This is a genomic window from Paracoccus onubensis (assembly GCF_003591515.1).
GTDB classification, from domain to species: domain Bacteria; phylum Pseudomonadota; class Alphaproteobacteria; order Rhodobacterales; family Rhodobacteraceae; genus Paracoccus; species Paracoccus onubensis.
Map to the genome: position 1 here is coordinate 25,292 of NZ_QZCG01000015.1, position 23,915 is coordinate 49,206.

Annotated in this window: 22 protein-coding genes; 15 read left to right on the forward strand and 7 right to left on the reverse strand. The window is 61.3% G+C overall.

Going from position 1 to position 23,915, the window contains the following annotated elements; genetic code table 11:
- Positions 1–6: 6 nt before the first annotated feature.
- The 3 genes from D3P04_RS19150 to D3P04_RS19160 are packed head-to-tail and all read right to left on the reverse strand — an operon-like array spanning position 7 to position 3,160.
- A complete protein-coding gene (locus D3P04_RS19150; protein ID WP_119751485.1) occupies positions 7–1,053 on the reverse strand; it encodes an HlyD family secretion protein in 1,047 nt (348 codons plus the stop codon).
- Positions 1,050–2,735, reverse strand: a complete 1,686-nt coding sequence (locus D3P04_RS19155; protein ID WP_119751486.1) for an efflux MFS transporter permease — start codon at positions 2,733–2,735, stop codon at positions 1,050–1,052. The genes D3P04_RS19150 and D3P04_RS19155 overlap by 4 nt, the downstream gene beginning before the upstream one ends.
- Entirely contained in the window at positions 2,732–3,160 is a 429-nt protein-coding gene (locus D3P04_RS19160; RefSeq protein WP_119751487.1) for a MarR family winged helix-turn-helix transcriptional regulator, read from the reverse strand. Before D3P04_RS19160 ends, D3P04_RS19155 begins: the two co-directional genes overlap by 4 nt.
- A 305-nt stretch (positions 3,161–3,465) precedes the next feature.
- Between D3P04_RS19160 and D3P04_RS19165 the strand changes: the two genes are divergently transcribed.
- Genes D3P04_RS19165 through D3P04_RS19190 form a run of 6 tightly spaced genes read left to right on the forward strand, consistent with a single transcriptional unit; the run spans position 3,466 to position 11,553 of the window.
- A complete protein-coding gene (locus tag D3P04_RS19165) occupies positions 3,466–4,695 on the forward strand; it encodes an MFS transporter (protein WP_119751488.1) in 1,230 nt (409 codons plus the stop codon).
- A gap of 13 nt (positions 4,696–4,708) precedes the next feature.
- Entirely contained in the window at positions 4,709–7,147 is a 2,439-nt protein-coding gene (gene nirB / locus D3P04_RS19170) for a nitrite reductase large subunit NirB (RefSeq protein WP_119751576.1), read from the forward strand.
- A complete protein-coding gene (gene nirD, locus D3P04_RS19175) occupies positions 7,144–7,479 on the forward strand; it encodes a nitrite reductase small subunit NirD (RefSeq protein WP_119751489.1) in 336 nt (111 codons plus the stop codon). The genes nirB and nirD overlap by 4 nt, the downstream gene beginning before the upstream one ends.
- Positions 7,480–7,497: 18 nt before the next feature.
- Positions 7,498–7,962: a cyanase gene (gene cynS, locus D3P04_RS19180; RefSeq protein ID WP_119751490.1), complete on the forward strand. Its 465-nt coding sequence runs from the start codon at positions 7,498–7,500 to the stop codon at positions 7,960–7,962.
- 41 nt (positions 7,963–8,003) lie between these two features.
- The gene (locus tag D3P04_RS19185; RefSeq protein ID WP_119751491.1) at positions 8,004–8,864 is read left to right on the forward strand and encodes a formate/nitrite transporter family protein; all 861 of its coding nucleotides are present in this window, start codon (positions 8,004–8,006) and stop codon (positions 8,862–8,864) included.
- 4 nt (positions 8,865–8,868) lie between these two features.
- Positions 8,869–11,553 carry a molybdopterin-dependent oxidoreductase gene (locus D3P04_RS19190; RefSeq protein WP_408634398.1) on the forward strand — a complete coding sequence of 895 codons (2,685 nt, stop codon included), beginning with the start codon at positions 8,869–8,871 and terminating at the stop codon, positions 11,551–11,553.
- Positions 11,554–11,608: 55 nt separating this feature from the next.
- Here the strand turns inward: D3P04_RS19190 and parC are convergent, their stop codons facing one another.
- Positions 11,609–13,828, reverse strand: coding sequence for a DNA topoisomerase IV subunit A (gene parC, locus D3P04_RS19195; protein WP_119751492.1), 2,220 nt, complete (start codon positions 13,826–13,828; stop codon positions 11,609–11,611).
- A 147-nt stretch (positions 13,829–13,975) separates the two neighbouring features.
- On the opposite strand from parC, the gene D3P04_RS19200 reads away from it, so the two are divergent.
- The 9 genes from D3P04_RS19200 to betC all read left to right on the forward strand — a co-directional run bounded on the left by D3P04_RS19200 (position 13,976) and on the right by betC (position 21,479).
- The gene (locus tag D3P04_RS19200; RefSeq protein ID WP_119751493.1) at positions 13,976–14,503 is read left to right on the forward strand and encodes an SH3 domain-containing protein; all 528 of its coding nucleotides are present in this window, start codon (positions 13,976–13,978) and stop codon (positions 14,501–14,503) included.
- Positions 14,504–15,325 carry an SDR family NAD(P)-dependent oxidoreductase gene (locus D3P04_RS19205; RefSeq protein ID WP_119751494.1) on the forward strand — a complete coding sequence of 274 codons (822 nt, stop codon included), beginning with the start codon at positions 14,504–14,506 and terminating at the stop codon, positions 15,323–15,325.
- Between the two features lie 23 nt (positions 15,326–15,348).
- On the forward strand, positions 15,349–15,549 hold the full coding sequence (locus tag D3P04_RS19210; protein WP_119751495.1) for a twin transmembrane helix small protein: 201 nt from the start codon (positions 15,349–15,351) through the stop codon (positions 15,547–15,549).
- Complete coding sequence (locus tag D3P04_RS19215; RefSeq protein ID WP_119751496.1) at positions 15,549–16,121, forward strand: cob(I)yrinic acid a,c-diamide adenosyltransferase; 573 nt, start codon at positions 15,549–15,551, stop codon at positions 16,119–16,121. Before D3P04_RS19210 ends, D3P04_RS19215 begins: the two co-directional genes overlap by 1 nt.
- A gap of 111 nt (positions 16,122–16,232) precedes the next feature.
- Positions 16,233–16,991: an electron transfer flavoprotein subunit beta/FixA family protein gene (locus D3P04_RS19220; RefSeq protein WP_119751497.1), complete on the forward strand. Its 759-nt coding sequence runs from the start codon at positions 16,233–16,235 to the stop codon at positions 16,989–16,991.
- Positions 16,991–17,917 (forward strand): electron transfer flavoprotein subunit alpha/FixB family protein, encoded by a 927-nt coding sequence (locus D3P04_RS19225; RefSeq protein WP_119751498.1) that lies wholly within the window; start codon positions 16,991–16,993, stop codon positions 17,915–17,917. Before D3P04_RS19220 ends, D3P04_RS19225 begins: the two co-directional genes overlap by 1 nt.
- 181 nt (positions 17,918–18,098) lie before the next feature.
- Positions 18,099–18,974 (forward strand): 3-hydroxybutyryl-CoA dehydrogenase, encoded by an 876-nt coding sequence (locus D3P04_RS19230; protein WP_119751499.1) that lies wholly within the window; start codon positions 18,099–18,101, stop codon positions 18,972–18,974.
- Positions 18,975–19,050: 76 nt separating this feature from the next.
- Positions 19,051–19,989, forward strand: a complete 939-nt coding sequence (gene choX, locus D3P04_RS19235) for a choline ABC transporter substrate-binding protein (RefSeq protein WP_119751500.1) — start codon at positions 19,051–19,053, stop codon at positions 19,987–19,989.
- Positions 19,986–21,479 (forward strand): choline-sulfatase, encoded by a 1,494-nt coding sequence (betC, locus tag D3P04_RS19240; RefSeq protein ID WP_119751501.1) that lies wholly within the window; start codon positions 19,986–19,988, stop codon positions 21,477–21,479. Before choX ends, betC begins: the two co-directional genes overlap by 4 nt.
- Before the next feature lie 41 nt (positions 21,480–21,520).
- On the opposite strand, the gene D3P04_RS19245 is transcribed toward betC, so the two are convergent.
- From D3P04_RS19245 to D3P04_RS19255, 3 genes are all read right to left on the reverse strand, one after another.
- On the reverse strand, positions 21,521–21,895 hold the full coding sequence (locus tag D3P04_RS19245) for a DUF2852 domain-containing protein (protein ID WP_232845093.1): 375 nt from the start codon (positions 21,893–21,895) through the stop codon (positions 21,521–21,523).
- 166 nt (positions 21,896–22,061) lie between these two features.
- Complete coding sequence (locus D3P04_RS19250) at positions 22,062–23,381, reverse strand: TRAP transporter large permease (protein ID WP_119751503.1); 1,320 nt, start codon at positions 23,379–23,381, stop codon at positions 22,062–22,064.
- On the reverse strand, positions 23,378–23,899 hold the full coding sequence (locus D3P04_RS19255) for a TRAP transporter small permease (RefSeq protein WP_119751504.1): 522 nt from the start codon (positions 23,897–23,899) through the stop codon (positions 23,378–23,380). Before D3P04_RS19255 ends, D3P04_RS19250 begins: the two co-directional genes overlap by 4 nt.
- Positions 23,900–23,915 lie beyond the last annotated feature (16 nt).

Genomic DNA, 23,915 nt, shown 5'->3' on the forward strand with positions numbered 1-23,915 from the left:
CAGGAATCAGCTTCCCGGGATATGATCGATATCCACCCGCACCACGACCGACAGCCCCGGCGCCAGATATTCCGACATCTCCTGATCCGGATCGATCGAAATGCGGACGGGCAGACGCTGTGCGATCTTGGTGAAATTACCGGTTGCGTTCGAACCCGACATGACGCTGAATTCCGATGCCGTCGCAGGCGAGAACGCCTCGACCTTGCCGGTGAATTCCCGTCCCTGTATCGCATCGACGGTGAAGGTCACGGTTTCCCCGACACGCATCCCGCGCAATCCGGTTTCCTTGAAATTGGCCACGATCCAGATATCCTCGCCGACATGCGACGCCAAAGCCGTGCCGGTGGTGACATATTGCCCCTTGCGCACCGCAATCTGCCCAAGCCGCCCCGCCGATGGCGCACGGATCACGGTATTCTCCAGATCGATCCGGGCCAGTTCAACCGCCGCCTCGGCAGCGGCGATATCCGCCTGCCGCGAGGAAAGCGCGACTTTTGCCGAATTGATCGCCTCGCGCTGCACGTCCAGCGCGGCTTCGGCCTGCGTCACCGATGCCCGCGCCTGCCGCAGCGCCAGTTGCGACTCGTCCTCGGAGGATTGCGAGGCCACGCCCCGTTCACGCAGCGCATGCGCCCGGTCCCAGCTTACCTCCGAGGTTTCCAGCCCGGATCTTGCCGATGCGAGCACGGCCTCGTTCGAGCGCATGGTCGCCTCTGCCGACCGGACATCCTGTTCACCGACCTCCAGCGCAGCCTTAGCCGCCTCGAGCTGGGCTTCGGCCTGCGCAAGTTTCTGGCGATAGCTCTGATCGTCGATCCGGGCGATGACGTCGCCCTCCTTGACGGTCTGGAAATCCTTGACCGCCACGTCGCTGACATAGCCGGAAAGCTGCGGGGCGATGGTGGTGATCCTGCCGCGGATATAGGCGTTCTCGGTCGTTGGCTCGGCAGGCTGGAAAGGCGGCAGATGCCAGGCGAATAACAGCAGCAGAATACCCGCAATGCCGATGATGACTGCAATGATTGTGGGAAGAATATGGGTCTTGTTCATGTCTTCGGTTCCGTAATGTCTGAAGGTCCCTGATCGCGGGTCATCCGCTGCGCCAGCCAGTCGCGGAACACATGCAGAAGCAACGCGGTCAGGGCTCCGCCCGCGATCAGGGCAATAAGGAAATAGGCGTCGTTATAAGCCAGCACGTAGGATTGCCGGGTAACCTCCTGCACCAGCAGCGAAACCCCCTGCAACTGTTGCTGCACGGGATCGGTAATCCGCGAAGCCGTCATCGCGGCCCCGGCGGCGATTGCCGCGGTGGTTTGCTGACCCGTCACGGTCAACTGCTCGGCCAGCGCCTGAAAATAGCCGGCCTGACGATGATTGATGAATGTCGTGAACAACCCCGAACCAAGCACTCCTCCAAGGCTTTGCGTCGACAGAAACACGATCACGAAGGAAAGCAGATATTGCGGGCCTTTCGCTAATGCCGAAAGCAGCCCCATCATCGCAGCGGGCGGCATGAACAGCATGCCCGCACAGCCGATCAGTGCCTGACTGATCAGCATCTGCTCGGGCCGGGTCAGGACTGTCGAGCGGCTGTCCATCAACGCGCCGGTGAAAATCAGCACAAGCGCGGCAAGATGAAACCATTTTTCGCGCCCGGGCTTGATCCATGCGATACAGGCAAGCGCGCCCATCACGCAGGCGATCAGGATCACCGTGAACAGCGTGATCATCTGTGACGGAGCAACATCCAGTGCCGTGAACATTCGGGGCGCACCGCTGGACTGTTCGGACAAGATCAGACGGAACAGGAACAATGTCGCGGTCAGATGCAGAATTGCCGGGCTGGTCAGCCACCGGATGTCGATAAGCGGCTCTTTCCGGTTCAGTTCGATCGCGACGGCGCCCGTCAGGGACAGGACGGATATGGCCAGCAGAACGCCGATCCATGCCTGCTCGGTCCAGTAATGGATCGGGCCCATGACGAAGCAAATGACCAGACCGCCGAAGCCGATCCCGATCAGCAGGAAACTGACGATATCCAGCGATTTGATGACCCGCTCACGGGGCACCGGGCGCAGGGGCAGCAAATAGACCAGCCCCATCGACATCATCGCCAGCGCAAGCGCGACAAGATGCACCCATGTCAGCCCTCCGTCTCCGATCAGGGCGGGCGAGATGACCCGCGACAGATTCGGCGCCGACATCAGGAACAACAGCGCAAGCGGCAAACCAATCCGCATTTTCCATTGCTGCGGCAGAGGTTCCAGCATGTACAGGAATGCAAGCGTCGCCAGCGGCGCGGCCGCACAGCCCGACAGGAACTGAATCGTGACTGCCGATCTGAGATCGGACATCCAGACCGCGGCGAAGGATACCAGAACATAAAGCGCGATGCCGATCTCGGCGAAACGGCGCAGGCCGTATTGCGTCCGTATCTTGATCAGCATCAAGGGCAGCACCGCGCGCGGGATCATATAGGCCGCCATCAGCCAGGCGGCTTCCGTTGTGGTGATCCCCAGATCACCCGCAATCTGCGGCATATTGGTCGTGACAAAACCCTGCCCAAGTCCTTGCGACAGCGCCAGCACCATCGAGGCCCCCATATAGGCCATCGCCCGATATAGCGAAAATGGCGGCTCCGGCGGCAGGGGCGGGGGCGTTTCGGTCTGCTCTTTCGAAGCTTGACCGGCCGACGGTTGGCCGACCGATGGTTGATCGGTCGCAGCGCTCATCGGTCTGCCAGCTTCCTGATATTCGCGGCGATCTGGTCCAGCACCTGCCGGGCCGTGGCCAGATCAGCCGCGTCGATATCCTGCAAGACGTCATCGCGCAGCGACTGGCTGAATTCGTTGACCTTGCTTTGGCGCCCCTTTTCGGAAAGGAAGATCACCTTCTTGCGCCCGTCATCCTCTGCCGGGCGGCATTCAACGAAACCGTCGGCTTCAAGCGCATCGATCTGCCGCTTCAATGTCGGCGGCTCGATCATCATCACGCGGGCAAGATCGTTTTGCGACATGCCGTCATGCCGCGCGAGTTCCACAATGACGCGGGCACGTGACATGGTCAGGCCCATTTCGCGGACGCATTCGTCGAAATGACGGCGCATCAACCGCATGACCTGCAAAAGCGAGTCGATGATGGTGGGGTCGGTGGACATGGGATTATGGGATTTCGTTAGCTGGCTTATTATATTTCATTAGCCAGCTAATGGTTTTCAGCGGCGGGTTCAAGTGGTCTTGCGATCATTTTCGAAACCTTGCCGCTCCGCCGGAATCGTCATCAATCTGGCTGTTCCTGATGCATTTGCCTCTGCAACTGCAAAAGAACCCGGCGTTTACGGAATCCCGCGCAGCAAAACGACCGGGATCCGTTGCCTTCGCATCTGCCACCAAAGCTAACTGACGCCAGAAACCGCGTGGCCCTGCCCGCGCATCAGCGACATTATAGCGAATCGGAGCCGCCATGTCGGACACAGGAAATCCGGCAACGCCGCCAGCAACGACTGCCAACAAGGCACTGACGCTTTCCACGGTCGCCTTTACCGTCTGTTTTGCCGTCTGGACGATCTTCTCGATCATCGGCGTGCAAATCCGGCAGGAACTGGCGCTGTCGGATACCCAGTTCGGGCTTCTGCTCGGCATGCCGATCTTGACCGGATCGGTGGTCAGGATCGTTCTTGGCGTCATGACCGACCGGCTTGGCGGAAGGCTGATCTATACTGTGACCATGCTGGCCACAGCCGCCGCGACCTTTCTGCTGTCATGGGCCGGCAGTTACCCGCAGATGCTTCTGGCGGCGCTTGGCGTCGGGCTTGCCGGAGGCTCTTTCGCGGTGGGCGTCGCCTATGTCTCACGCTTCTTCCCATCCGCGAAACAAGGCACGGCGCTGGGGATTTTCGGCGTGGGCAATGTCGGCGCTGCACTCACCAAATTCATCGCGCCCTTTGTCATGGTCGCGCTGGGCTGGCAGGCGACAGCGCAGATCTGGGCGGCGGTGCTCGCCCTGATCGCGATCGCGTTCTGGCTGCTGAGCGAAGATGATCCGGTTATCCGGCAAGAGCGCGTGACCGGCCGCCCGCCACGCAGTCTGCGCGACGAATTCGCGCCGCTGGCGAATATCCGGGTCTGGCGGTTCTCGCTTTATTATTTCTTCGCATTCGGCGGCTTCGTCGCATTGGCGCTGTGGCTGCCGCATTACCTGATCGAGGTCTATGGCTTCGATATCAAGACAGCGGGAATGATCGGCGCGGCCTATTCCGTTCCCGCATCCATTTTCCGCGCCTACGGCGGGATACTCTCGGATCGGATCGGCGCGCGCCGGGTGATGTACCGGATGCTTGTCGTCTCGCTTCTGATGACCGCCATCCTGTCGCTCCCCGGTGGCGTGTCGATCCTGATCTTCATTCCGGTGATATTCGTGCTGGGCTTTTTCATGAGCCTTGGCAAAGCCGCCGTCTACAAGCATGTGCCAAGCTATTTCCCGCAAAATGTCGGCGCGGTCGGCGGGCTGGTCGGCATGATCGGCGGGCTGGGCGGCTTTTTCCTGCCCTTCCTGTTCGGCTGGCTGCGTGACGCGACTGGCATCTGGTCAAGCTGCTTCATGGCAATGTTCGTCCTGGTCGCGCTTTGCCTCGCATGGATGGAAGTTTCGATCCGGCGCATCGGCCGCGCAAACGCGCCGCAAGCCGCCTGAAATGGAGAATTCGATGAAAAGGAAACTGGTTGTCATCGGGGCCGGAATGGCCTCGGGCCGGATGCTGGAGCATCTCTTCGAAGCCGATCCCGACGCCTATGATGTGACGCTGTTCAATCTGGAGCCTCGCGGCAACTACAACAGATTGATGCTGTCGCCGGTTCTGTCCGGCGAAAAAACCTATGAGGATATCGTGACCCATGACGATGACTGGTATGCCGCCCACGGCGTGACCTGTCATTTCGGCGAGGCGGTGGTCGGCATCGACCGCGAGGCCCGGAAGATCCGCACCAACAAGCGCGAAACCGATTATGACGCGCTTGTCATCGCCACCGGCTCCGCGCCCTTCATCATTCCCGTGGCCGGAAAGGAACTGCCCGGCGTCGTGACCTATCGCGATCTGGAAGACACGAATGCCATGATCCAGGCCGGCATGGCCGGAAAGGATGCGGTCGTGATCGGCGGCGGGTTGCTTGGGCTCGAGGCGGCGGCAGGCATGGCCGCGCGCGGTGCCAGCGTGACCGTCATTCACCTGATGGATCACCTGATGGAGCGTCAGCTTGATCCGGCGGCGGGCTATCTGCTGAAACGCGATCTGGAATCGCGCGGAATCAGGGTGCATTGCGGTGGCGCAACCAAGGCCATTCTGGGGAATGACCGCGCCGAAGCGGTGCTGCTGGAGGACGGCACCGTCTATCCCGCCGATCTGGTCTGCATGGCGGTGGGTATCCGCCCCGAAACACGCATCGCCGTAGACGCAAGGATCGAGGTCGAGCGCGGCATCGTCGTCGATGACGGTTTGCGCAGCAGCGATCCGCATATCTTCGCGCTTGGCGAATGTGTCGAGCATCGCAACCAGCTTTTCGGCCTTGTCGCGCCACTATACGATCAGGCCAAAGTTCTTGTGAAATCCCTGCTTGGCGAGGCCGCCGAATTCCGCCCGGTGCAAACGGCGACCAAGCTGAAAGTCACCGGCTGCGATCTGTTCAGTGCGGGGGATTTCGCCGAAGCCGAGGGGCGCGAGGATATCGTTTTCCGCGATCCCGGCCGGGGCATCTACAAGCGGCTGGTGCTGGAGAATGACCGGATCGTCGGTATCGTGATGTATGGCGATACCGCCGATGGCAACTGGTTCTACGGCCTGATGAAAGACGGAACCGATATCGGCGATATGCGCGAAACGCTGATCTTCGGTCCCGCCTTTCAGGGAGGCGGCAAGCTGGACCCTATGGAGGCCGTTGCAGCCTTGCCGCCTGAGGCGGAGATCTGCGGCTGTAACGGCATTTGCAAGGGGCGGATCGTCGAGGCGGTTCAGGGCGGCGCAACCACCCTGGACGCGGTAAGGGCACAGACCAAGGCAAGCGGATCCTGCGGCACCTGTACCGGGCTGGTCGAACAGGTGATGAAGGCGACGCTGGGCGATGCCTTTGCCGCCCCGACCCCTGCGGGGATGTGTGGCTGCACGGATCACAGCCACGAGGATGTGCGCCGTCTCATCAAGTCGATGGGCCTGAAATCCATCCCGGCGGTGATGCAGGAACTGGGCTGGAAGACCATTGGCGGCTGCCATTCCTGCCGCCCGGCACTGAATTTCTACCTGCTTGCCGATTGGCCGACCGAATATCAGGACGACCGCCAGTCGCGCTTCGTCAACGAGCGTAACCACGCCAATATCCAGAAGGACGGCACCTATTCCGTCGTGCCGCGCATGTGGGGCGGCGTGACGACGCCCGCCGAATTGCGGGCCATCGCCGACGCGGCCGAGAAATATGACGTGCCCATGGTCAAGGTCACCGGGGGACAGCGGCTTGATCTGCTGGGTATCCGCAAAGAGGATCTGCCGCATATCTGGGCCGATCTGAACAAGGCCGGGCTGGTCTCGGGTCATGCTTATTCCAAGGGGCTGCGCACGGTAAAAACCTGTGTGGGCAAGGAGTTCTGCCGCTTTGGCACGCAGGATTCGACCGGGCTGGGCATTCGTCTGGAAAAGCTGCTCTGGGGATCATGGACTCCGCATAAGGTCAAGCTGGGCGTTTCCGGTTGTCCCCGGAACTGCGCCGAGGCGACCTGCAAGGATATCGGCGTGATCTGTGTTGATTCCGGCTATCAGATCAGCGTGGCGGGCGCCGCCGGGATGGAGTTGAAGGAAACCGAACCGCTGGCCTCCACTCCGTCCGAGGATGAAGCGATCGAGATCATCACCGCCTTCATCCAGCTTTACAGGGAAAATGCGAAATATCTGGATCGCGCCTATAAATGGGTCGCCAAGGTCGGTCTGGACTGGGTGAAAGAACGGGTCGTGCAGGATCCGGATGAGCGCCGGGCGCTGGTGGAACGGTTCGAGATCAGCCAGTCGGTCTACCGCAAGGACCCCTGGGCCGAACATTCCGCCAGCGATCAGTCCGGCAAATGGGCACCGATGGCGGATTTCACGCTGGAGGCTGCGGAATGACCGAATTCGTCGATATCGGGGCTTTGGCGGATATTCCCGTGCAAGGCGCAAGGCTGGTACGCACCGCGAAAGGCTGCATCGCCGTGTTCCGCACCTCGGATGACCGCGTTTTCGCACTGGACGACCGCTGCCCGCATAAGGGCGGTCCGCTGTCGGAAGGCATCGTTCACGGCAGCTCGGTGACCTGTCCTTTGCATAACTGGGTTTTCGACATGAATACCGGCGAAGCCACCGGAGCCGATAAGGGCCATGTCGGCACCTATGCGACGCGGGTCGAGAAGGGCCGCATCCTGATCGATGCGTCGCTGATCGCCCGCAGCCATGCGGCCTGAGCCGCCAAAGGAGTTTCCATGAACAAGATGATTCCCGATGAGATCACACGCGACGATCTGACCGCGATGATCCTGCGCGCCAAGAAAAGGGCGGGGCTGAGCTGGGCGGAAATCGCGGGGAAGATCGGCATGTCGCCGGTCTGGACCCATTCCGCTGCGACCGGCATGAACGCTTTCCCCGAGGACAAGGCCCGCGCCTTTGCGCAATTGCTTGGACTGCCCGAAAGCGCAGTGGCTCTGCTGGCCGAAAGCCCGCTGAAACTCTGGGGCCAGACCGTGCCGACCGACCCATGCGTTTACCGCCTTTACGAGATTGTCGGGGTCTATGGACCGACGATCAAGGCGTTGATCAATGAGGAATTCGGCAATGGCATCATGTCAGCGATAGATTTTTCGATGGCGATCGAGCGGGAACCCGATCCGAAAGGCGACCGCGTCAGGATCACCATGTCCGGCAAATATCTGGAATACGCAAACTGGTAACCGCCTGCCCATCGGGAACACCCAACCGGAAAGGAACACCCATGTCCTATGTCAATCCACCAGATTTTGCCCGGAAGATGATTGATGCCGGAGAATCCAAGGTCTTCATGTCCACCAAGGACACGTTGATCCGCGCCTATATGGCCGGGGCGATCCTCGCGCTTGCTGCAGCCTTCGCGATTACCGTTACGGTGGATACCGGCAATCCCCTGATCGGCGCATTGCTGTTTCCGGTCGGCTTCTGCATGCTTTATCTTCTGGGCTTCGATCTGCTGACCGGAGTGTTCACGCTGGTCCCTCTGGCGCTTCTGGATCGTCGCAAGGGTGTGACGGTCAAGGGAATGCTGCGCAACTGGGGGCTGGTATTCTGCGGCAATTTCGCGGGCGCCATGACGGTTGCGGTTTTCATGGCGATCATCTTCACATTCGGCTTTTCGACCGAGCCGAACGAAATCGGACAGAAGATAGGCCATATCGGCGAAGGCCGCACCCTTGGCTATGCCGAATACGGATCTGCCGGGATGCTGACATTGTTCATCCGCGCGGTGATGTGCAACTGGATGGTATCGACCGGCGTCGTGGGTGCGATGATGTCCAGCTCGGTCTCGGGCAAGATCATGGCGATGTGGATGCCGATCCTGGTTTTCTTCTACATGGGATTCGAACATTCCATCGTGAACATGTTCCTGTTTCCCTCGGGGATTCTGCTGGGTGGACAATTCACCTGGATGGATTACCTGATCTGGAACGAAATTCCGACCATCCTCGGCAATGTGGTGGGCGGGCTGACCTTTGTCGGCGCGATGATCTATTCCACGCATTACAGAACCTCTGCTTCGCTGCGGGACAAACCGGAAGCCAGACCGCATTCATCCGTTCCCGCAGAGATTCCGGCAGAATAACCGGATGATGGAATGCGATAGCCGCCCCGGACCGGTCCGCACGACCTGCGCCTATTGCGGTGTCGGATGCGGAGTGCTTGCGACGCCTGACGGGACGGGCGGCGCCGCGATCGAGGGCGATCCCGATCATCCTGCCAATTTCGGCCGGCTTTGCGTCAAGGGCTCGGCGCTTGGCGAAACCGTCGGGCTTGAAGGGCGTCTTCTGGCGCCGCAGATCGGCGGGCAGGAAACGGATTGGGATCAGGCGCTTGATCTGGTTGCCCGAAGGTTCGCCGGGACTATCGCGGCTCACGGACCGGATTCCGTCGCCTTCTATGTTTCCGGCCAATTGCTGACTGAAGATTACTATGTCGCCAACAAGCTGATGAAAGGCTTTATCGGATCGGGGAATATCGACACGAATTCGCGGCTTTGCATGGCGTCGTCGGTGGCGGGGCATCGCCGCGCCTTCGGTTCGGACACGGTGCCGGGACTGTATGAGGATCTTGAGATGGCCGATACCGTGGTTCTGACCGGCTCGAACCTCGCCTGGTGCCATCCGGTTCTGTATCAGCGGTTGGCAGCCGCCAAGACCGCGCGCCCGTCGATGCGGGTCGTCGTGATCGATCCGCGCAGAACCGCCACCTGCGATATCGCCGATCTGCATCTGGCCATCGAACCCGGAAGCGACGCGGCGCTTTTCAATGCCCTTCTGGCCGAGATCGACCGGCGCGGACTTGCCTCGGCCAGGTTTCGCGATCATCTGGCGGGCGCGGATGAGGCCATCGCGGCGGCCCGGTTATCCGATCCGTCGATGACGGGGCTGGACCCCGCGGAACTGGCCCGGTTTCTGGAGATCTGGCTGGCCAGCGAGAAAGTCGTCACGGTCTATTCGCAGGGCATCAATCAGTCCGACAGCGGCACGGACAAGGTCAACGCGATCATCAACTGCCATCTGCTGACCGGGCGCATCGGGCGCGAGGGCATGGGGCCATTCAGCGTCACCGGACAACCCAACGCCATGGGCGGACGCGAGGTCGGCGGGCTTGCGAATATGCTGGCCTGTCATCTGGAGATCGAGAACCCCATGCATCGGGATACTGTCCGGGATTTCTGGAACTCCCCCCACATTGCGGAGAGGCCGGGTCTTAAAGCCGTTGACATGTTCAGGGCGGTGGAAGACGGGCGGATCAAGGCGCTGTGGATCATCTGCACCAATCCCGCCGTTTCGATGCCCGATGCCGACCGCGTCGCCCGTGCCATCGCCGGTTGCGATTTCACCGTAGTGTCGGATGTCATGGCCAGAACCGACACGACCCGGCTTGCCGATGTACTGCTGCCCGCAACCGGCTGGGGCGAAAAGAACGGCACAGTCACCAATTCCGAACGCCGGATCAGCCGTCAACGCCCCTTCCTGCCCGCCCCCGGTCAGGCCCGGGACGATTGGCGCATATTGGCCGGGGTTGGCCGCAGGATGGGCTGGCCGGACGCATTCGCATGGCAGCATCCGGCAGAGATATTTGCCGAATATGCCGCCTTGTCCGAAATCGCCGGGACGCTGGGAAGCGATTTCGACATTTCGGCCTGCGCCGCGATGACCCGCGCGGAATATGACCGGATGGCCCCCATCCTCTGGCCTCAATCCGCCACGCGCAAAGGCGGGCGCTTCTTTGCCGATGGGCGTTTTCATACCGCCGATGGCAAGGCCCGGATGCTCCCTATCCGGCCACAGCTTCCCGAGGCGATCGCCGACGGGCATCTGTTCCGCCTGAATACCGGACGGGTGCGGGATCATTGGCACACGATGACGCGGACCGGAAAATCACCGCGTCTGGCGCGGCATTTGGCCGAGCCGTTTCTGGAACTGCATCCAGACGACGCCAAGCGGTTGAACCTGCAACCCGCCGATCTGGCAAGGGTCGCAAATCGGCATGGCACTTCTGTCCTGCGGGTGCTGGTGACCGACCGTGTGAAACCCGGCCATCCCTTTGCGCCGATCCACTGGACCGGCGAGACGGGCAAGGCGGGGCGTGTCGGGGCAGTGGTTCCTGCCGCCGTGGATCCGGTGTCGGGACAGCCCGCGCTCAAATCCGCGGCGGTGTCGATAGAGCGCTATAACCCCCGCTGGTATGGCTTCATGCTGACGAAGAATGACCTGTCACCCGCGACGTCCTACTGGGCCAAGGCAGTGCTGCCCGACGGCAATCAATACGAGCTTGCGGATGACCGCTCCCCGGATGATTGGGAAGAATATGTCCGGGAATTGCTGAACATTGACGCGCAATTGATCACCCTGCATGACCGGCACCGGCAAATCCACCGTTTCGCCGCGCTTCATGGCGGGCGGTTGCACGCGCTGCTGTTCACCGGCCCGCAGCCGGTCGCGGTGTCGCGCAGCCATGTGGCCGGGCTGCTGGGCAAGATGTGGGAACCGGCGGATATGGCAGGCATCCCGCCTCTGGATCAACCGGACACTGGCCCGACCATCTGCGCCTGTGCGGGCGTCGGCAGCCTGACCATCGAGCGCGCCATCAGAAGCCAGCAACTTTCGTCACTCGACGAGATCGGCGCGGCGTTGGGCGCCGGAGCGAATTGCGGCTCTTGCCGATCAGAGATCAGGGTTATCCTGGAACGCTGCGCGGGTGAGGCTTCCGCCCTCACCGATACCGGCGACAACACGCGCGCCTCGCGCGATCTTGCGGAAGCCTAGGAACGACGACCGGGCGTAAGATCATCCCCCGGCCGGACGCTCAAGGACAAGCGGATCAGACGAACTTGTTGTCCCGGGGGAAACCGCGCGGAGCCATCCGGCCAGCTCCGGCGCGTTTGCCCAGCCATTCCTCAAGATCGCTTTCGGTGCGGGTCTTGCCGCCGCCCATCGGCCAGCTCAGCCCATCCGACAGCGTCAGGCAGATCGCATCCGACAGGCCGCCATCCTTGTATTTCTGCAACCGGACTCCTTTGCCCCGCGCCATCTCGGGCAATTCGTCCAGCGGGAAGACCAGCATCTTGCGGTTCTCGCCCACCACCGCGACGTGATCGCCGCTGACGGGTTTGCACAGCAAGGCATAACCGTTCAGCACCTGCTTTCCGGATTTCGTCTGCGCCAGCGTATCGCCCGACTGCACGATGAACCCGTTCCCGTCTTTCGACGCAATCAGATATTTCTCGCCCTCGCGCCAGGGGAACAGCGCAACGATATCGGCGTCATTGGGCAGATCGACCATCAGCCGCAGCGGCTCCCCCATCCCGCGGCCACCGGGCAGACCATTGGCGGGCAAGGTGTAAAACCGGCCATTCGATGCAAAGACCAGCAGCTTGTCGGTCGTCTCGGCATGCAGCGCCAGTCCCGGGCCGTCGCCATCCTTGAACTTGAGCTCGGCATCCAGCGGCTGATGCCCCTTCATCGCCCGGATCCAGCCCATCTTGGACAGGATGACTGTCAGTGGCTCGCGTTCGATCATCGCATCCATGTCGATCGGCTCGACATCGGCGGCATCGGTGATCTGTGTCCGGCGCTGCCCTTCCCGAGTCGATTTTCCGAACAGGTTCCGGACCTCGCGAAGCTGCTCGGCGATCCGCGCCCATTGCGCGCCCTCATCGGACAGCATCGCCTGCAAGCCCTCGCGCTCTTCCAGAAGACTGTCGCGTTCGGCCCGCAGCTCGATTTCCTCAAGCTTGCGCAAGGCGCGCAAACGCATGTTCAGGATCGCTTCGACCTGAACATCCGACAGCCTGAATTCGGCCATCATGATCTTTTTCGGCTCATCCTCATAGCGGATGATCTCGATCACGCGGTCAAGGTTGAGATAGGCAACCAGATAGCCCTCCAGCACCTCAAGCCGTGCCGCGATCTTCTCAAGCCGGAAATTCGAGCGCCGGACCAACACCTCGCGGCGATGATCCAGAAATGCCCTCAGCACTTCCTTGAGACTGCACACCTTGGGCACACGGCCATCGATCAGCACATTCATATTCAGACTGAAGCGCAATTCGAGATCGCTGACCCGGTAAAGCGCCGCCATCAGCTGCTCGGGGTCGACGCTACGGGTTTTCGGCTCAAGCACGATGCGGATATCCTCGGCGGATTCGTCGCGGACATCGGCAAGGATGGGGATCTTGCGGTTCTGGATCAGTTCGGCCAGCCGTTCGATCAGCTTGGATTTCTGAACCTGATAGGGGATCTCGGTGACGACGAGCTGCCATTGACCGCGCCCCAGATCCTCTTTTTCCCATCTGGCGCGTATCCGGAAGGCACCCCGTCCGCTGCGGTAAACCTCGGCAATGGTTTCGCGGCTCTCGACCAGCACCCCGCCGGTCGGAAAATCGGGACCCTGCACGATCCCTGCGATCGTATCGTCACGGGCATCCGGCGTCTTGATCAGATGCAGGCAGGCATCGATCACTTCGTGGAGGTTATGCGGAGGAATATTCGTCGCCATCCCCACCGCGATCCCCGACGCCCCATTGACCAGCAGATTGGGAAAAGCCGCAGGCAGCACCACCGGCTCGGTCAGGGTGCCATCGTAATTCGGGCGGTAATCCACCGCATCCTCGGCCAGCCCGTCCATCAGGGCTTCCGATGCCAGCGCCAGCCGGGCCTCGGTATAGCGGGCGGCAGCGGGATTGTCGCCGTCGATATTGCCGAAATTGCCCTGCCCGTCCACCAGAGGATAGCGCATCGCGAAATCCTGCGCCAATCGCGCCATGGCGTCATAGATCGCGGCATCGCCATGCGGGTGATAATTGCCCATCACATCGCCGGTGATCTTGGCCGATTTGCGGAACGCCCCGTTCGGGGCCAGTCGCAATTCGCGCATCGCGTAAAGAATGCGACGATGCACCGGCTTCAGCCCGTCGCGGGCATCCGGCAGGGCGCGGTTCATGATCGTGGAAAGCGCATAGGTCAGATAGCGCTCGCCAATGGCGCGGCTGAGAGGCTCGGCCTGTGTATTCTCGGGTTCGGTGGGCAAATCGTCAGACATGTCGTACTGGATAGGCTGACAATCGCCAACGGTCCAGACGGAAATTCACCTGCGGAACATGCCACGCTATCTTGGCGTTACTATCACGAAAGTGTAATTCATCCGTGATCCACCGGTGAGACCAAGGCGCGGGACAAGGGCGACGCAATGTTACGATTGATAGTTTTGATAGCAGCGACGGTCGCAGCGCTGCTCTACGTACTATCGGCATATGGCACGGGCGAGCCGTTGGCTAAGCCGCAGGTTCCTGCGGAACAGAAAGCCCCCGAGGAAAAGCCCGTATCCGATTTGCTGCCCGAACTGCCCGCCGCGCCGAAATCCAGCGGCGCCGACAGCGCCCCTCCGTCGGATCTGGTCCAGCCAGAGGTTCAGACCCCCGAGCGTGTACAGGATTTCCCCGGCCCGGATTTGCAACCGTCGCCAGAATATGAAGACCGGCCCCTCGAGACCCCGCAGACGATCGCCGAAGCGGAAGGGCCGGTTCTGTATGTCAGTGCCGCAAGCGTGAATGTCCGCTCGGGGCCTTCGACGAATGACCGGGTGATCGGCGCATTGGATGCCGGCGCGCCGGTCGAGGCCCTGGGGCCACTGGATACGGAATGGGTGCAGATTCGCGATATGGATGGGCGGATCGGCTATATGTCGGGACAGTTCCTGTCGGAAGACGCGCCCTAGATGCCGGGACGGGTTCTTGTCACCGGATGCTCTTCGGGAATCGGTCTGGATGCCGCGAGGCGCCTGCAAGGCGAAGGCTGGCAGGTCGTCGCCACCTGCCGCAAACCCACGGATATCGCAGCCCGCCTTGCCGAAGGAATGGAATGCCATCACCTGGAATTGTCCGACCCGGACAGTGTGGCGGAACTGGTGGACAAGGTTCTGGCGGGCGGGCAACTGGACGCATTGGTGAATAACGCGGCCTTCGCCCTGCCCGGCGCGGTCGAGGATATGCCGCGCGGCGCCCTGCGTTCGATCTTCGAGACCAATCTGTTCGGCACCCATGACCTGACCGTCCGGCTCATCCCGCATTTCCGCGAACATGGCGGCCGGATCGTCAATATCAGCTCGGTCCTCGGGCTGATCGGGATCCGCTGGCGCGGTCCCTATGTGGCGACGAAATTCGCGCTTGAAGGCCTGACAGATGTATTGCGGCTGGAGATGGAGGGAACCGGCGTCAGGGTCATCCTGATCGAGCCCGGTCCGATCGCCAGCCGCATCCGCGAAAACGCCATCCCCCATTTCGAGAAATGGGTGAACTGGCAGGACAGCCCCCGCGCCGATCAATATCGGAAAAGCCTGCTGAAGCGGCTCTATGAACCGGCGGAGAAGAAAGACCGCTTCGAACTTCCCGCCTCGGCGGTCAGCGACCGGATCCTGCATGCCCTGACGGCGGCGAACCCCGCCCCGCGCTATTATGTCACGGTGCCAACATGGATTTCAGGGCTGGGCCGCCGGATTCTGCCGACCCGCGCACTGGACTGGCTGGCGCGGCAGGGATAGGGTCGGCCCTGAAAGGCGGATCCATGCAAGACAAGCCCCTGTTCCTCGTCATCATCCTTGCGATGCTGGTCGTGCTGGCGATTCTGGCCACCGGCATCGGCGGCTTTGCCCGCGGTGGTGAATTCAACCGCAAACACGGCAATCGCATGATGCGGTGGCGGATCATTGCGCAGGCAATCGCCGTTGCCCTGATCATGCTGTTCATCTGGATAAGGTCGAATTGATGGTCGTTCTGAACAAGATTTACACCCGCACCGGCGACAAGGGCGATACCGCGCTGTCCGATGGCAGCCGCGTGGCCAAGCACGATCCCCGGGTCGAGGCCTATGGCACCGTGGACGAACTGAACGCGACGCTGGGCCTGTGCCGCCTGCATGCCGCCGATATGCTGGCTGACCGGCTGTCGGTGATCCAGAACGATCTTTTCGATCTGGGCGCGGATCTGGCCCGTCCCAATATGGCGGCGGACGATCAGGCGGGTTACCCCGTCCTGCGAATCATCGATTCCCAGGTCGAACGGCTGGAACGGGAAATCGACGACATGAATGCCGGTCTTCAGCCGCTGCGCAGCTTCATCCTGCCGGGCGGCACCATACTGGCATCGCATCTGCATCTGTCGCGCACCGTCGCCCGCCGGGCCGAGCGCCGCGCGACAGAACTGGCGCAGGGTGGCGATGTGAACGGCTCGGCAGTGCGCTATCTCAACCGGCTGTCCGATTGGCTGTTCGTCGCCGCCCGCCTGTCGAATGATGGCGGCACCGCGGATATCCTTTGGGTGCCGGGTGGCAGCCGTTAGCGCATGACAGCCGCAAACGTCACGTCTTATGGCGTTTTTATACTGTAAATCCGCGAAATCTGCCGATAACACTGCCTCTCGACAGATGACGCAAACTAAAGGGAGAGGCGAATGAAAGTCCTCGTGCCGGTCAAGCGCGTGATTGACTACAACGTGAAAGCCCGCGTGAAGGCGGACGGATCGGGTGTCGATCTGGCGAATGTGAAGATGTCGATGAACCCCTTTGACGAGATCGCGGTTGAAGAGGCGATCCGGCTTCGGGAAAAAGGCGTGGCCGAAGAGGTCGTGGCCGTGTCGATCGGCGTGAAACAGGCGCAGGAAACGCTGCGCACCGCGCTGGCCATGGGTGCCGACCGGGCCATTCTGGTGGTCGCCGCCGATGACGTGCATCAGGATATCGAGCCTCTGGCGGTTGCCAAGATCCTCAAGGCCGTGATCGATGAGGAACAGCCCAAACTGGTCATCGCCGGCAAACAGGCCATCGACAACGACATGAACGCCACCGGCCAGATGCTGTCCGCGCTGCTGGGCTGGTCGCAGGCCACTTTCGCCAGCAAGATCGAGATCGAGGGTGAATCCGCGAAAGTCACCCGCGAGGTCGATGGCGGATTGCAGACCATCGAGGTCAAGCTTCCGGCCATCGTCACCGCCGATCTGCGCCTGAACGAGCCACGCTATGCCTCGCTGCCCAATATCATGAAGGCCAAGAAGAAGCCGCTGGATGAAAAGACCGCCGCCGATTACGGCGTCGATGTCACTCCGCGGCTCGAAATCACCGGCACCCGCGAGCCCGAGGGCCGCAAGGCGGGCATCAGGGTCGAATCGGTCGATGAACTGGTCAGCAAACTGAAAGAAGCGGGGGTGGTGTGATGGCGGTTCTGCTGCTTGGAGAAGTAACCGGAGGCGAGCTGAGCGTTGACGCCACCTCCAAGGCCGTGACGGCGGTCAAGGCTCTGGGCGATGTCACGGTGCTCTGCGCCGGGGCCTCGGCCAGGGACGCCGCGCAGGAGGCCGCGAAGATCGACGGCGTCGCCAGGGTGCTGGTCGCCGAGGATGCGCGTTACGGCCACCGGCTGGCCGAGCCGACCGCTGCCCTGATCGCCAGCCTTGCGGGCGATTACGACCATATCGTCGCGCCTGCCACCACGGATGCCAAGAACATCATGCCGCGCGTCGCGGCACTTCTGGACGTGATGGTGATCTCGGATGCCTCGGCCATCATCGATGCCGACACGTTCGAACGCCCCGTTTATGCCGGCAACGCGATCCAGACGGTGAAATCGAAAGACGCGAAGAAGGTCCTGACCATCCGCACCGCCAGTTTCGACGCGGCGGGCCAGGGCGGCGCGGCGTCCATCGAGGATATCGCCGCCGCCGAAGATCCCGCCCTGTCGGCATGGGTCGGTGACGAATTCGCCAAAAGCGACCGTCCCGAACTGACCTCGGCCGGTCGTGTCGTGTCGGGCGGGCGCGGTGTCGGCTCGAAAGACGATTTCGCGATCATCGAGGCGCTGGCCGACAAGCTTGGCGCCGCCGTCGGCGCCAGCCGCGCGGCCGTCGATTCGGGCTATGCTCCGAACGACTGGCAGGTCGGCCAGACCGGCAAGGTCGTCGCCCCGGAACTTTACGTGGCCGTCGGCATCTCGGGCGCGATCCAGCACCTTGCGGGGATGAAGGATTCGAAAGTCATCGTGGCGATCAACAAGGACGAAGAGGCCCCGATCTTCCAGATTGCCGATTACGGCCTGGTCGGTGATCTCTTCACCACCGTGCCCGAGCTCACCGAAAAGCTGTAACCGTTTCTTCTTTGTGAAAATACCTCGGGGGAGTCGCGCAAAGCGCGGCGGGGGCAGAGCCCCCCTCCTCCGGAGAAGCTTCACCGCCCCTGGAACGATCCGGGGGCGGTTTTGCATTGCAGCATCGCATCGCCCGGCCTATCGTCACGCCGATCAACGATACGAGACGGATGAGGCGGATATGGCGATAGAAAAAATAGGCGTCATCGGGGCGGGCCAGATGGGTAATGGCATCGCCCATGTTTTTGCGCTGGCGGGTTATGATGTATTGCTCAACGATATCAGCCGGGACGCATTGGACAAGGCCGTCTCTTTGATCGACCGCAACATGGAACGTCAGGTCAGCCGCGACAAGATTACCGCCGACGAAAAGAATGCCGCCATGGCACGGATCACCACGACGCTGAACCTGACCGATCTGGGGCAGAGCGATCTGGTGATCGAGGCCGCGACCGAGCGTGAAACGGTCAAGCAGGCCATTTTCGAGGATCTGTTGCCGCATCTGAAGCCGGAAACGATCCTGACCTCGAACACATCGTCGATTTCCATCACCCGGCTGGCCAGCCGCACCGACCGTCCCGAGAAATTCATGGGTTTCCATTTCATGAACCCGGTTCCGGTGATGCAGCTTGTAGAGCTGATCCGGGGCATCGCCACCGATCAGGCGACTTATACCGCCTTGCACGACGTCGTCGAGAAACTGGGCAAGACCGCCGCCTCGGCCGAGGATTTTCCGGCCTTCATCGTGAACCGCATCCTGATGCCGATGATCAACGAGGCGGTCTATACGCTGTATGAAGGCGTCGGAAGCGTCAAATCCATCGACGAATCGCTGAAACTTGGGGCCAATCATCCGATGGGGCCGCTGGAACTGGCGGATTTCATCGGGCTGGATACCTGCCTTGCCATCATGAACGTGCTGCATGACGGGCTGGCGGACACGAAATACCGCCCCTGCCCGCTGCTGACGAAATATGTCGAGGCCGGCTGGCTGGGCCGCAAGACAGGCCGCGGTTTCTACGATTACCGCGGAGAAACTCCGGTTCCGACGCGATAAGATTCCGGGGTGATCTTCGGCGGAAAATCTGATACTGATTGACTGGCCAATCAATATCCCGTCAGGAGGAAGTCCAATGCTCAGCAGGAAACGCCTACTTGTCGCGCTGTCGCTCTCAGTGGCAACCGCGATGCCCGCGCTGGCCGATGATGCCGGCACATGCGGTACGGTACATCTCTCCGATCCCGGCTGGACCGATATCACCGCGACGAATGGCGTCGCGGCTGTGGTATTGTCCGCGCTGGGTTATACGCCCGATATCGCCACCCTGTCGGTTCCAGTCGGATACGAAGCGTTGAAAAACGGCCAGACCGACGTGTTTCTGGGCAATTGGATGCCTGCGCAGCAGACTTTCCGCGACGATCTGGACGCGAATGGCGGCATTGAGGAACTGGTGCAGAATCTCGAAGGCGCGAAATTCACGCTGGCGGTCAACAATGCAGGCGCGGAAGCCGGCGTAGCGGATTTCGCCGATCTCGACGCGCAGAAAGATGCGTTCGAGGGAAAAATCTACGGGATCGAACCCGGCGCCCCGGCGAACCAATCGATTCAGGCAATGATCGAAGCCGATGAATTCGGGCTTGGTGACTGGGAACTGGTCGAAAGCGGCGAGCAGGCGATGCTGGCCCAGGTCAGCCGCAACACCGATACGCCGACAGTCTTTCTGGCATGGGCGCCGCATCCGATGAACGAATCGCTCGAGATCACCTATCTGACGGGGGGCGATGAACAGTTCGGCCCGGATTATGGCGGCGCCGATGTATTCACCCTTGCCCGCAAGGAATGGGTCGCGGAATGTCCCAATGCCACCAAGCTGTTCAGCCAGCTGGTTTTCGACATCAGCATGGAAAACCAGCTGATGGGCAAGATCCTTGACGATGGCGCGGATCCGCAGGATGCCGCGAAAGAATGGATCGCCGCGAATCCTGAAATCGCCGGGAAATGGCTGGACGGCGTGACCACGCTTGACGGTCAGCCGGGTATTGATGCGGTTATGGCAGCGGTCGGGGAATGAAGCCGAATATTCTTGTTTTGATGGCGGATCAGCTATCAGGGGTGCTGTTTCCCGACGGCCCCGCCGATTTCCTGCACACGCCCCATCTTCGGCGATTGGCGGAACGCTCGACGCGGTTTGCCAATACCTATACCGGCAGCCCGCTTTGCGCCCCCGGGCGCGCCAGTTTCATGTCGGGGCAACTGCCCCGGCGCACGCGGGTCTATGATAATGCGGCCGAATTCGCCTCGGACATCCCGACCTATGCGCATCATCTGCGGCGGGCGGGATATCAGACCTGCCTGTCGGGCAAGATGCATTTCGTCGGCCCCGATCAGTTGCACGGTTTCGAGGAACGGCTGACCACCGATATCTATCCCGCCGATTTCGGCTGGACGCCCGATTACCGCAAACCGGGCGAGCGGATCGACTGGTGGTATCACAATCTCGGCTCGGTCACCGGCGCGGGCGTGGGTGAGATCAGCAACCAGCTCGAATATGACGACGAGGTCGCCTATAATGCCTGCCGCAAGCTTTATGATCTGGCGCGCGGCGGGGATGAGCGGCCGTGGTGCCTGACGGTCAGTTTCACCCATCCGCATGATCCCTATGTCGCGCGGCGGAAATACTGGGATCTCTACGAGGATGCGCCCGAACTGGCCGCACCGCAGGCCCTTCCATACGAGGATCAGGACCCGCATTCGCAGCGGCTGATGGATGCCTCGGAATGGCGGGCCTTTGACATCACCGAAGATCATATCCGCCGGGCGCGTCGGGGTTATTTCGCCAATATCAGCTATATCGACGACAAGATCGGCGAAATTCTCGACGTGCTGGAAACCACCGGGCAAGAGGCGATCATCCTGTTCGTCTCGGATCACGGCGATATGCTGGGCGAGCGGGGATTGTGGTTCAAGATGAGCTTCTTTGAAGGCTCGGCGCGGGTGCCGCTGATGATCTCGGCTCCGGGGATGGAACCCGGGCGCGTGGAGCGGCCCGTCAGCACCATCGACGTTCTGCCGACGCTTTGCGACCTGGCCGGGTTGCCGCTGGACGAAATCGCGCCCTGGACCGACGGCGTATCGCTGGCGAATGGCGGCGCGGACCGGGGGCCGGTGCCGATGGAATACGCCGCCGAGGGCAGTATCGCGCCACTGGTCGCCATCCGGGACGGGCGGTGGAAATATATCGCCTGCGATGCGGATCCCGAACTGCTTTACGATCTGGAAACGGATCCGGACGAGCGGATCAATCTTGCCGGTGATCCCGCCCATACGCGGGAACTGGAACGGTTGAGGGATATGGCACGGCACCGCTGGGATCTGGCGGCGTATGATTCCGAAGTGCGGCAGTCGCAGGCCCGCCGCTGGATCGTTTACGAGGCTTTGCGGAACGGCTCTTATTATCCCTGGGACTATCAGCCCCTGATGCGCGCGTCCGAGCGTTACATGCGTAATCACATGGATCTGAATGTGCTTGAGGAAAATCAGCGTTTCCCGCGCGGGGAATAGAATAAGCGAAGGGGCCGGAAGTTCCGGCCCCATTCGTTTTCTCACTGTTCCGACTTGGTGTCGCGCTGTTCCATGAACTGATCGAACTCTGCCTTGTCCTTGGCTTCGCGCAGCTTTTGCAGGAAGTCCATGAACTCGGAATGCTCGTCTTCCAACCGCTTCAGCGTTTCTTCGCGATAGGTGTCGAAAGCGGTATTGCCAGTGGGCGTGGAATGATAACGGCGATGGTGGTGATGACTGCGTTTGCTGCATCCAAACATACGTTTACTCCAGATCATGTAAGCAAGAATGGCGAGTCCGATGGGCCAGAAGGCGATGAAGCCCAGGATCATGGCAACGATCCACGCAGCTTTGCCGCGCTCGTCCAGCCAGTCTCTGACCCGCCCGACCGGGCCGGGACCCGCATCCCGCGGCATCCTGAAACCGGTTATTTCACGCGAGGCACTGTGCATTGTGATGAACTCCCTATGTTAATGTTAATCACATTTACATAAATGGGCACCACGCAACGCAGGTCAAGAGTTTTCGTCGATTTTTTTGAAACCATCCGGATCGGGCAGCCCATGCCACCAGTGCGGTTTACTATCCGAACAGCCGCACCAGTCCCAGCGTGATGGCGGGAAACGCAATCAGTATCACGATGCGGACCAGATCGCTAAGCAAAAAGGGCAACACGCCCCGGAAGCTTTCGATCATCGGCACGTCTTTTGCCATCCCATTGATGACAAAGACATTCATGCCGACCGGAGGCGTAATCAGCCCGACCTCGACCACCACCACCGCAAGGATTCCGAACCAGATCAGTGTCTCCTCGCGCGGCATGCCGAAATCCAGCCCGCCGATGATCGGGTAGAAGATCGGGATGGTCAGAAGCAGCATGGACATGGAATCCATCACACAGCCCAGCACCAGATACAGTGCCAGCATCGCCAGCAGAACCATCATCGGCGTCATGCCCGATTGCGAGATCGCATTGGCCATCAACATGGGGGTCTGGGTCTGGGCGAGGAAGGCGTTGAACATCTCGGCCCCCAGCAGGATCAGGAAGATCATCGCCGAGGTCGATGCGGTTCCACGCAGGCATGCCATCAACCCCGACAGGCGCAATCCACCATGCAGGAAAGCCAGCATTCCCGCGCCGAAGGCGCCAACCGCAGCGGCCTCGGTTGGCGTGAACCAGCCTCGATACATGCCGGTGATCACCAATGTGAAGATCAGGATGATCGACCAGGTTTCCTTCAACGCGCCCAAACGCTCGGGCCAGCCTGCGCGCGGACCGGCAGGACCGTCTTCGGGGTGGCGCCAGACAAAGACCGCCACGGCAAGCATATAACCAAGGGCGGCAAGAACGCCCGGCACCATGGCGGCGACGAACATCTTGGCGATGTTCTGCTCGGCCATGAGCGCATAAAGGACAAGGATGACCGAGGGCGGAATCAGGATGCCCAGCGTGCCCCCCGCAGCAAGCGAGCCGGTCGCCAAGGCGCCCGAATAATTATAGCGCCGCATCTCGGGCAGCGCGACCTGCCCCATTGTCGCCGCCGTGGCCAGAGAACTGCCGCAGATCGCGCCGAATGCAGCGCAACCCCCGATCGAGGCCATGGCCAGCCCGCCCCGGCGATGCCCAAGAAACGCGGCGGCGGTGCGGTACAGTGCCCGGCTCATCCCTGCATGGGTGGCGAATTCACCCATCAGCACGAAAAGCGGAATGACCGACAGCGAATAGGTCGAGAACTGGTAATAGGTCGAGGTCTTGAGAAAGGCGAGAAGCGGCGTGACCCCGCTGTAAAGCCCGTATCCGCCTATCCCCACCGACAGCATCGCGACGCCGATAGGCACCCGGATCGCCATCAGGGCCAGAAGCACCGCGAACCCCGTCAGCCCGGCGGCGATGCCGCTCATGCCCGGACCCCTTTCAGATGGGCGAGGAAGCTGGCCGCGCAAGTCACGGTCAACAGCGCCATTGCCGGAAGGATGATGATGAAGCTCCACCAGACCTGCACTGCCAGCACCATGGTCTGTTCGCCATATTGCCGCATTTCCAGCGCGCCATGGATCAGCCGCCACAGCAGCAAACCCGCGATCAGAAGATAGAGCAGCGAACCGAAGGCATCCATCAGGTGCATTGCACGCGGTCTGGCCTTTTGCGTGAAGAAATCGACCACGACATTGCCGCCAGTCGCCTGACACCAGGGAAGAAAGCAGAAGATCGTGATCGCACTGCCAAGCTCGACCAGTTCGAAATCGCCGGGGATGGGTTTGCCGATGATGCCGCGCAGCACCACGCTGGCCACGGTCATCAGCATCATGGCCAATAATGTCACGCCTCCGATAGCAGCGAATCCCTTGCAGGCAGCAAGGAGCCAGCCGGGTAAGCTGATCGGTGACGCGGCTTCGCTGAAAATCTCGGTATCGGCCATGCTCTTTCCTCCCGGT

Excerpts from the sequence above, each read along its gene's own strand:
- D3P04_RS19150 (WP_119751485.1), bottom strand. The coding sequence starts at position 1,053 with ATGAACAAGACCCATATTCTTCCCACAATCATTGCAGTCATCATCGGC.
- D3P04_RS19155 (WP_119751486.1), bottom strand. The coding sequence starts at position 2,735 with ATGAGCGCTGCGACCGATCAACCATCGGTCGGCCAACCGTCGGCCGGT.
- D3P04_RS19160 (WP_119751487.1), bottom strand. The coding sequence starts at position 3,160 with ATGTCCACCGACCCCACCATCATCGACTCGCTTTTGCAGGTCATGCGG.
- D3P04_RS19165 (WP_119751488.1), top strand. The coding sequence starts at position 3,466 with ATGTCGGACACAGGAAATCCGGCAACGCCGCCAGCAACGACTGCCAAC.
- nirB (WP_119751576.1), top strand. The coding sequence starts at position 4,709 with ATGAAAAGGAAACTGGTTGTCATCGGGGCCGGAATGGCCTCGGGCCGG.
- nirD (WP_119751489.1), top strand. The coding sequence starts at position 7,144 with ATGACCGAATTCGTCGATATCGGGGCTTTGGCGGATATTCCCGTGCAA.
- cynS (WP_119751490.1), top strand. The coding sequence starts at position 7,498 with ATGAACAAGATGATTCCCGATGAGATCACACGCGACGATCTGACCGCG.
- D3P04_RS19185 (WP_119751491.1), top strand. The coding sequence starts at position 8,004 with ATGTCCTATGTCAATCCACCAGATTTTGCCCGGAAGATGATTGATGCC.
- D3P04_RS19190 (WP_408634398.1), top strand. The coding sequence starts at position 8,869 with ATGATGGAATGCGATAGCCGCCCCGGACCGGTCCGCACGACCTGCGCC.
- parC (WP_119751492.1), bottom strand. The coding sequence starts at position 13,828 with ATGTCTGACGATTTGCCCACCGAACCCGAGAATACACAGGCCGAGCCT.
- D3P04_RS19200 (WP_119751493.1), top strand. The coding sequence starts at position 13,976 with ATGTTACGATTGATAGTTTTGATAGCAGCGACGGTCGCAGCGCTGCTC.
- D3P04_RS19205 (WP_119751494.1), top strand. The coding sequence starts at position 14,504 with ATGCCGGGACGGGTTCTTGTCACCGGATGCTCTTCGGGAATCGGTCTG.
- D3P04_RS19210 (WP_119751495.1), top strand. The coding sequence starts at position 15,349 with ATGCAAGACAAGCCCCTGTTCCTCGTCATCATCCTTGCGATGCTGGTC.
- D3P04_RS19215 (WP_119751496.1), top strand. The coding sequence starts at position 15,549 with ATGGTCGTTCTGAACAAGATTTACACCCGCACCGGCGACAAGGGCGAT.
- D3P04_RS19220 (WP_119751497.1), top strand. The coding sequence starts at position 16,233 with ATGAAAGTCCTCGTGCCGGTCAAGCGCGTGATTGACTACAACGTGAAA.
- D3P04_RS19225 (WP_119751498.1), top strand. The coding sequence starts at position 16,991 with ATGGCGGTTCTGCTGCTTGGAGAAGTAACCGGAGGCGAGCTGAGCGTT.
- D3P04_RS19230 (WP_119751499.1), top strand. The coding sequence starts at position 18,099 with ATGGCGATAGAAAAAATAGGCGTCATCGGGGCGGGCCAGATGGGTAAT.
- choX (WP_119751500.1), top strand. The coding sequence starts at position 19,051 with ATGCTCAGCAGGAAACGCCTACTTGTCGCGCTGTCGCTCTCAGTGGCA.
- betC (WP_119751501.1), top strand. The coding sequence starts at position 19,986 with ATGAAGCCGAATATTCTTGTTTTGATGGCGGATCAGCTATCAGGGGTG.
- D3P04_RS19245 (WP_232845093.1), bottom strand. The coding sequence starts at position 21,895 with ATGCCGCGGGATGCGGGTCCCGGCCCGGTCGGGCGGGTCAGAGACTGG.
- D3P04_RS19250 (WP_119751503.1), bottom strand. The coding sequence starts at position 23,381 with ATGAGCGGCATCGCCGCCGGGCTGACGGGGTTCGCGGTGCTTCTGGCC.
- D3P04_RS19255 (WP_119751504.1), bottom strand. The coding sequence starts at position 23,899 with ATGGCCGATACCGAGATTTTCAGCGAAGCCGCGTCACCGATCAGCTTA.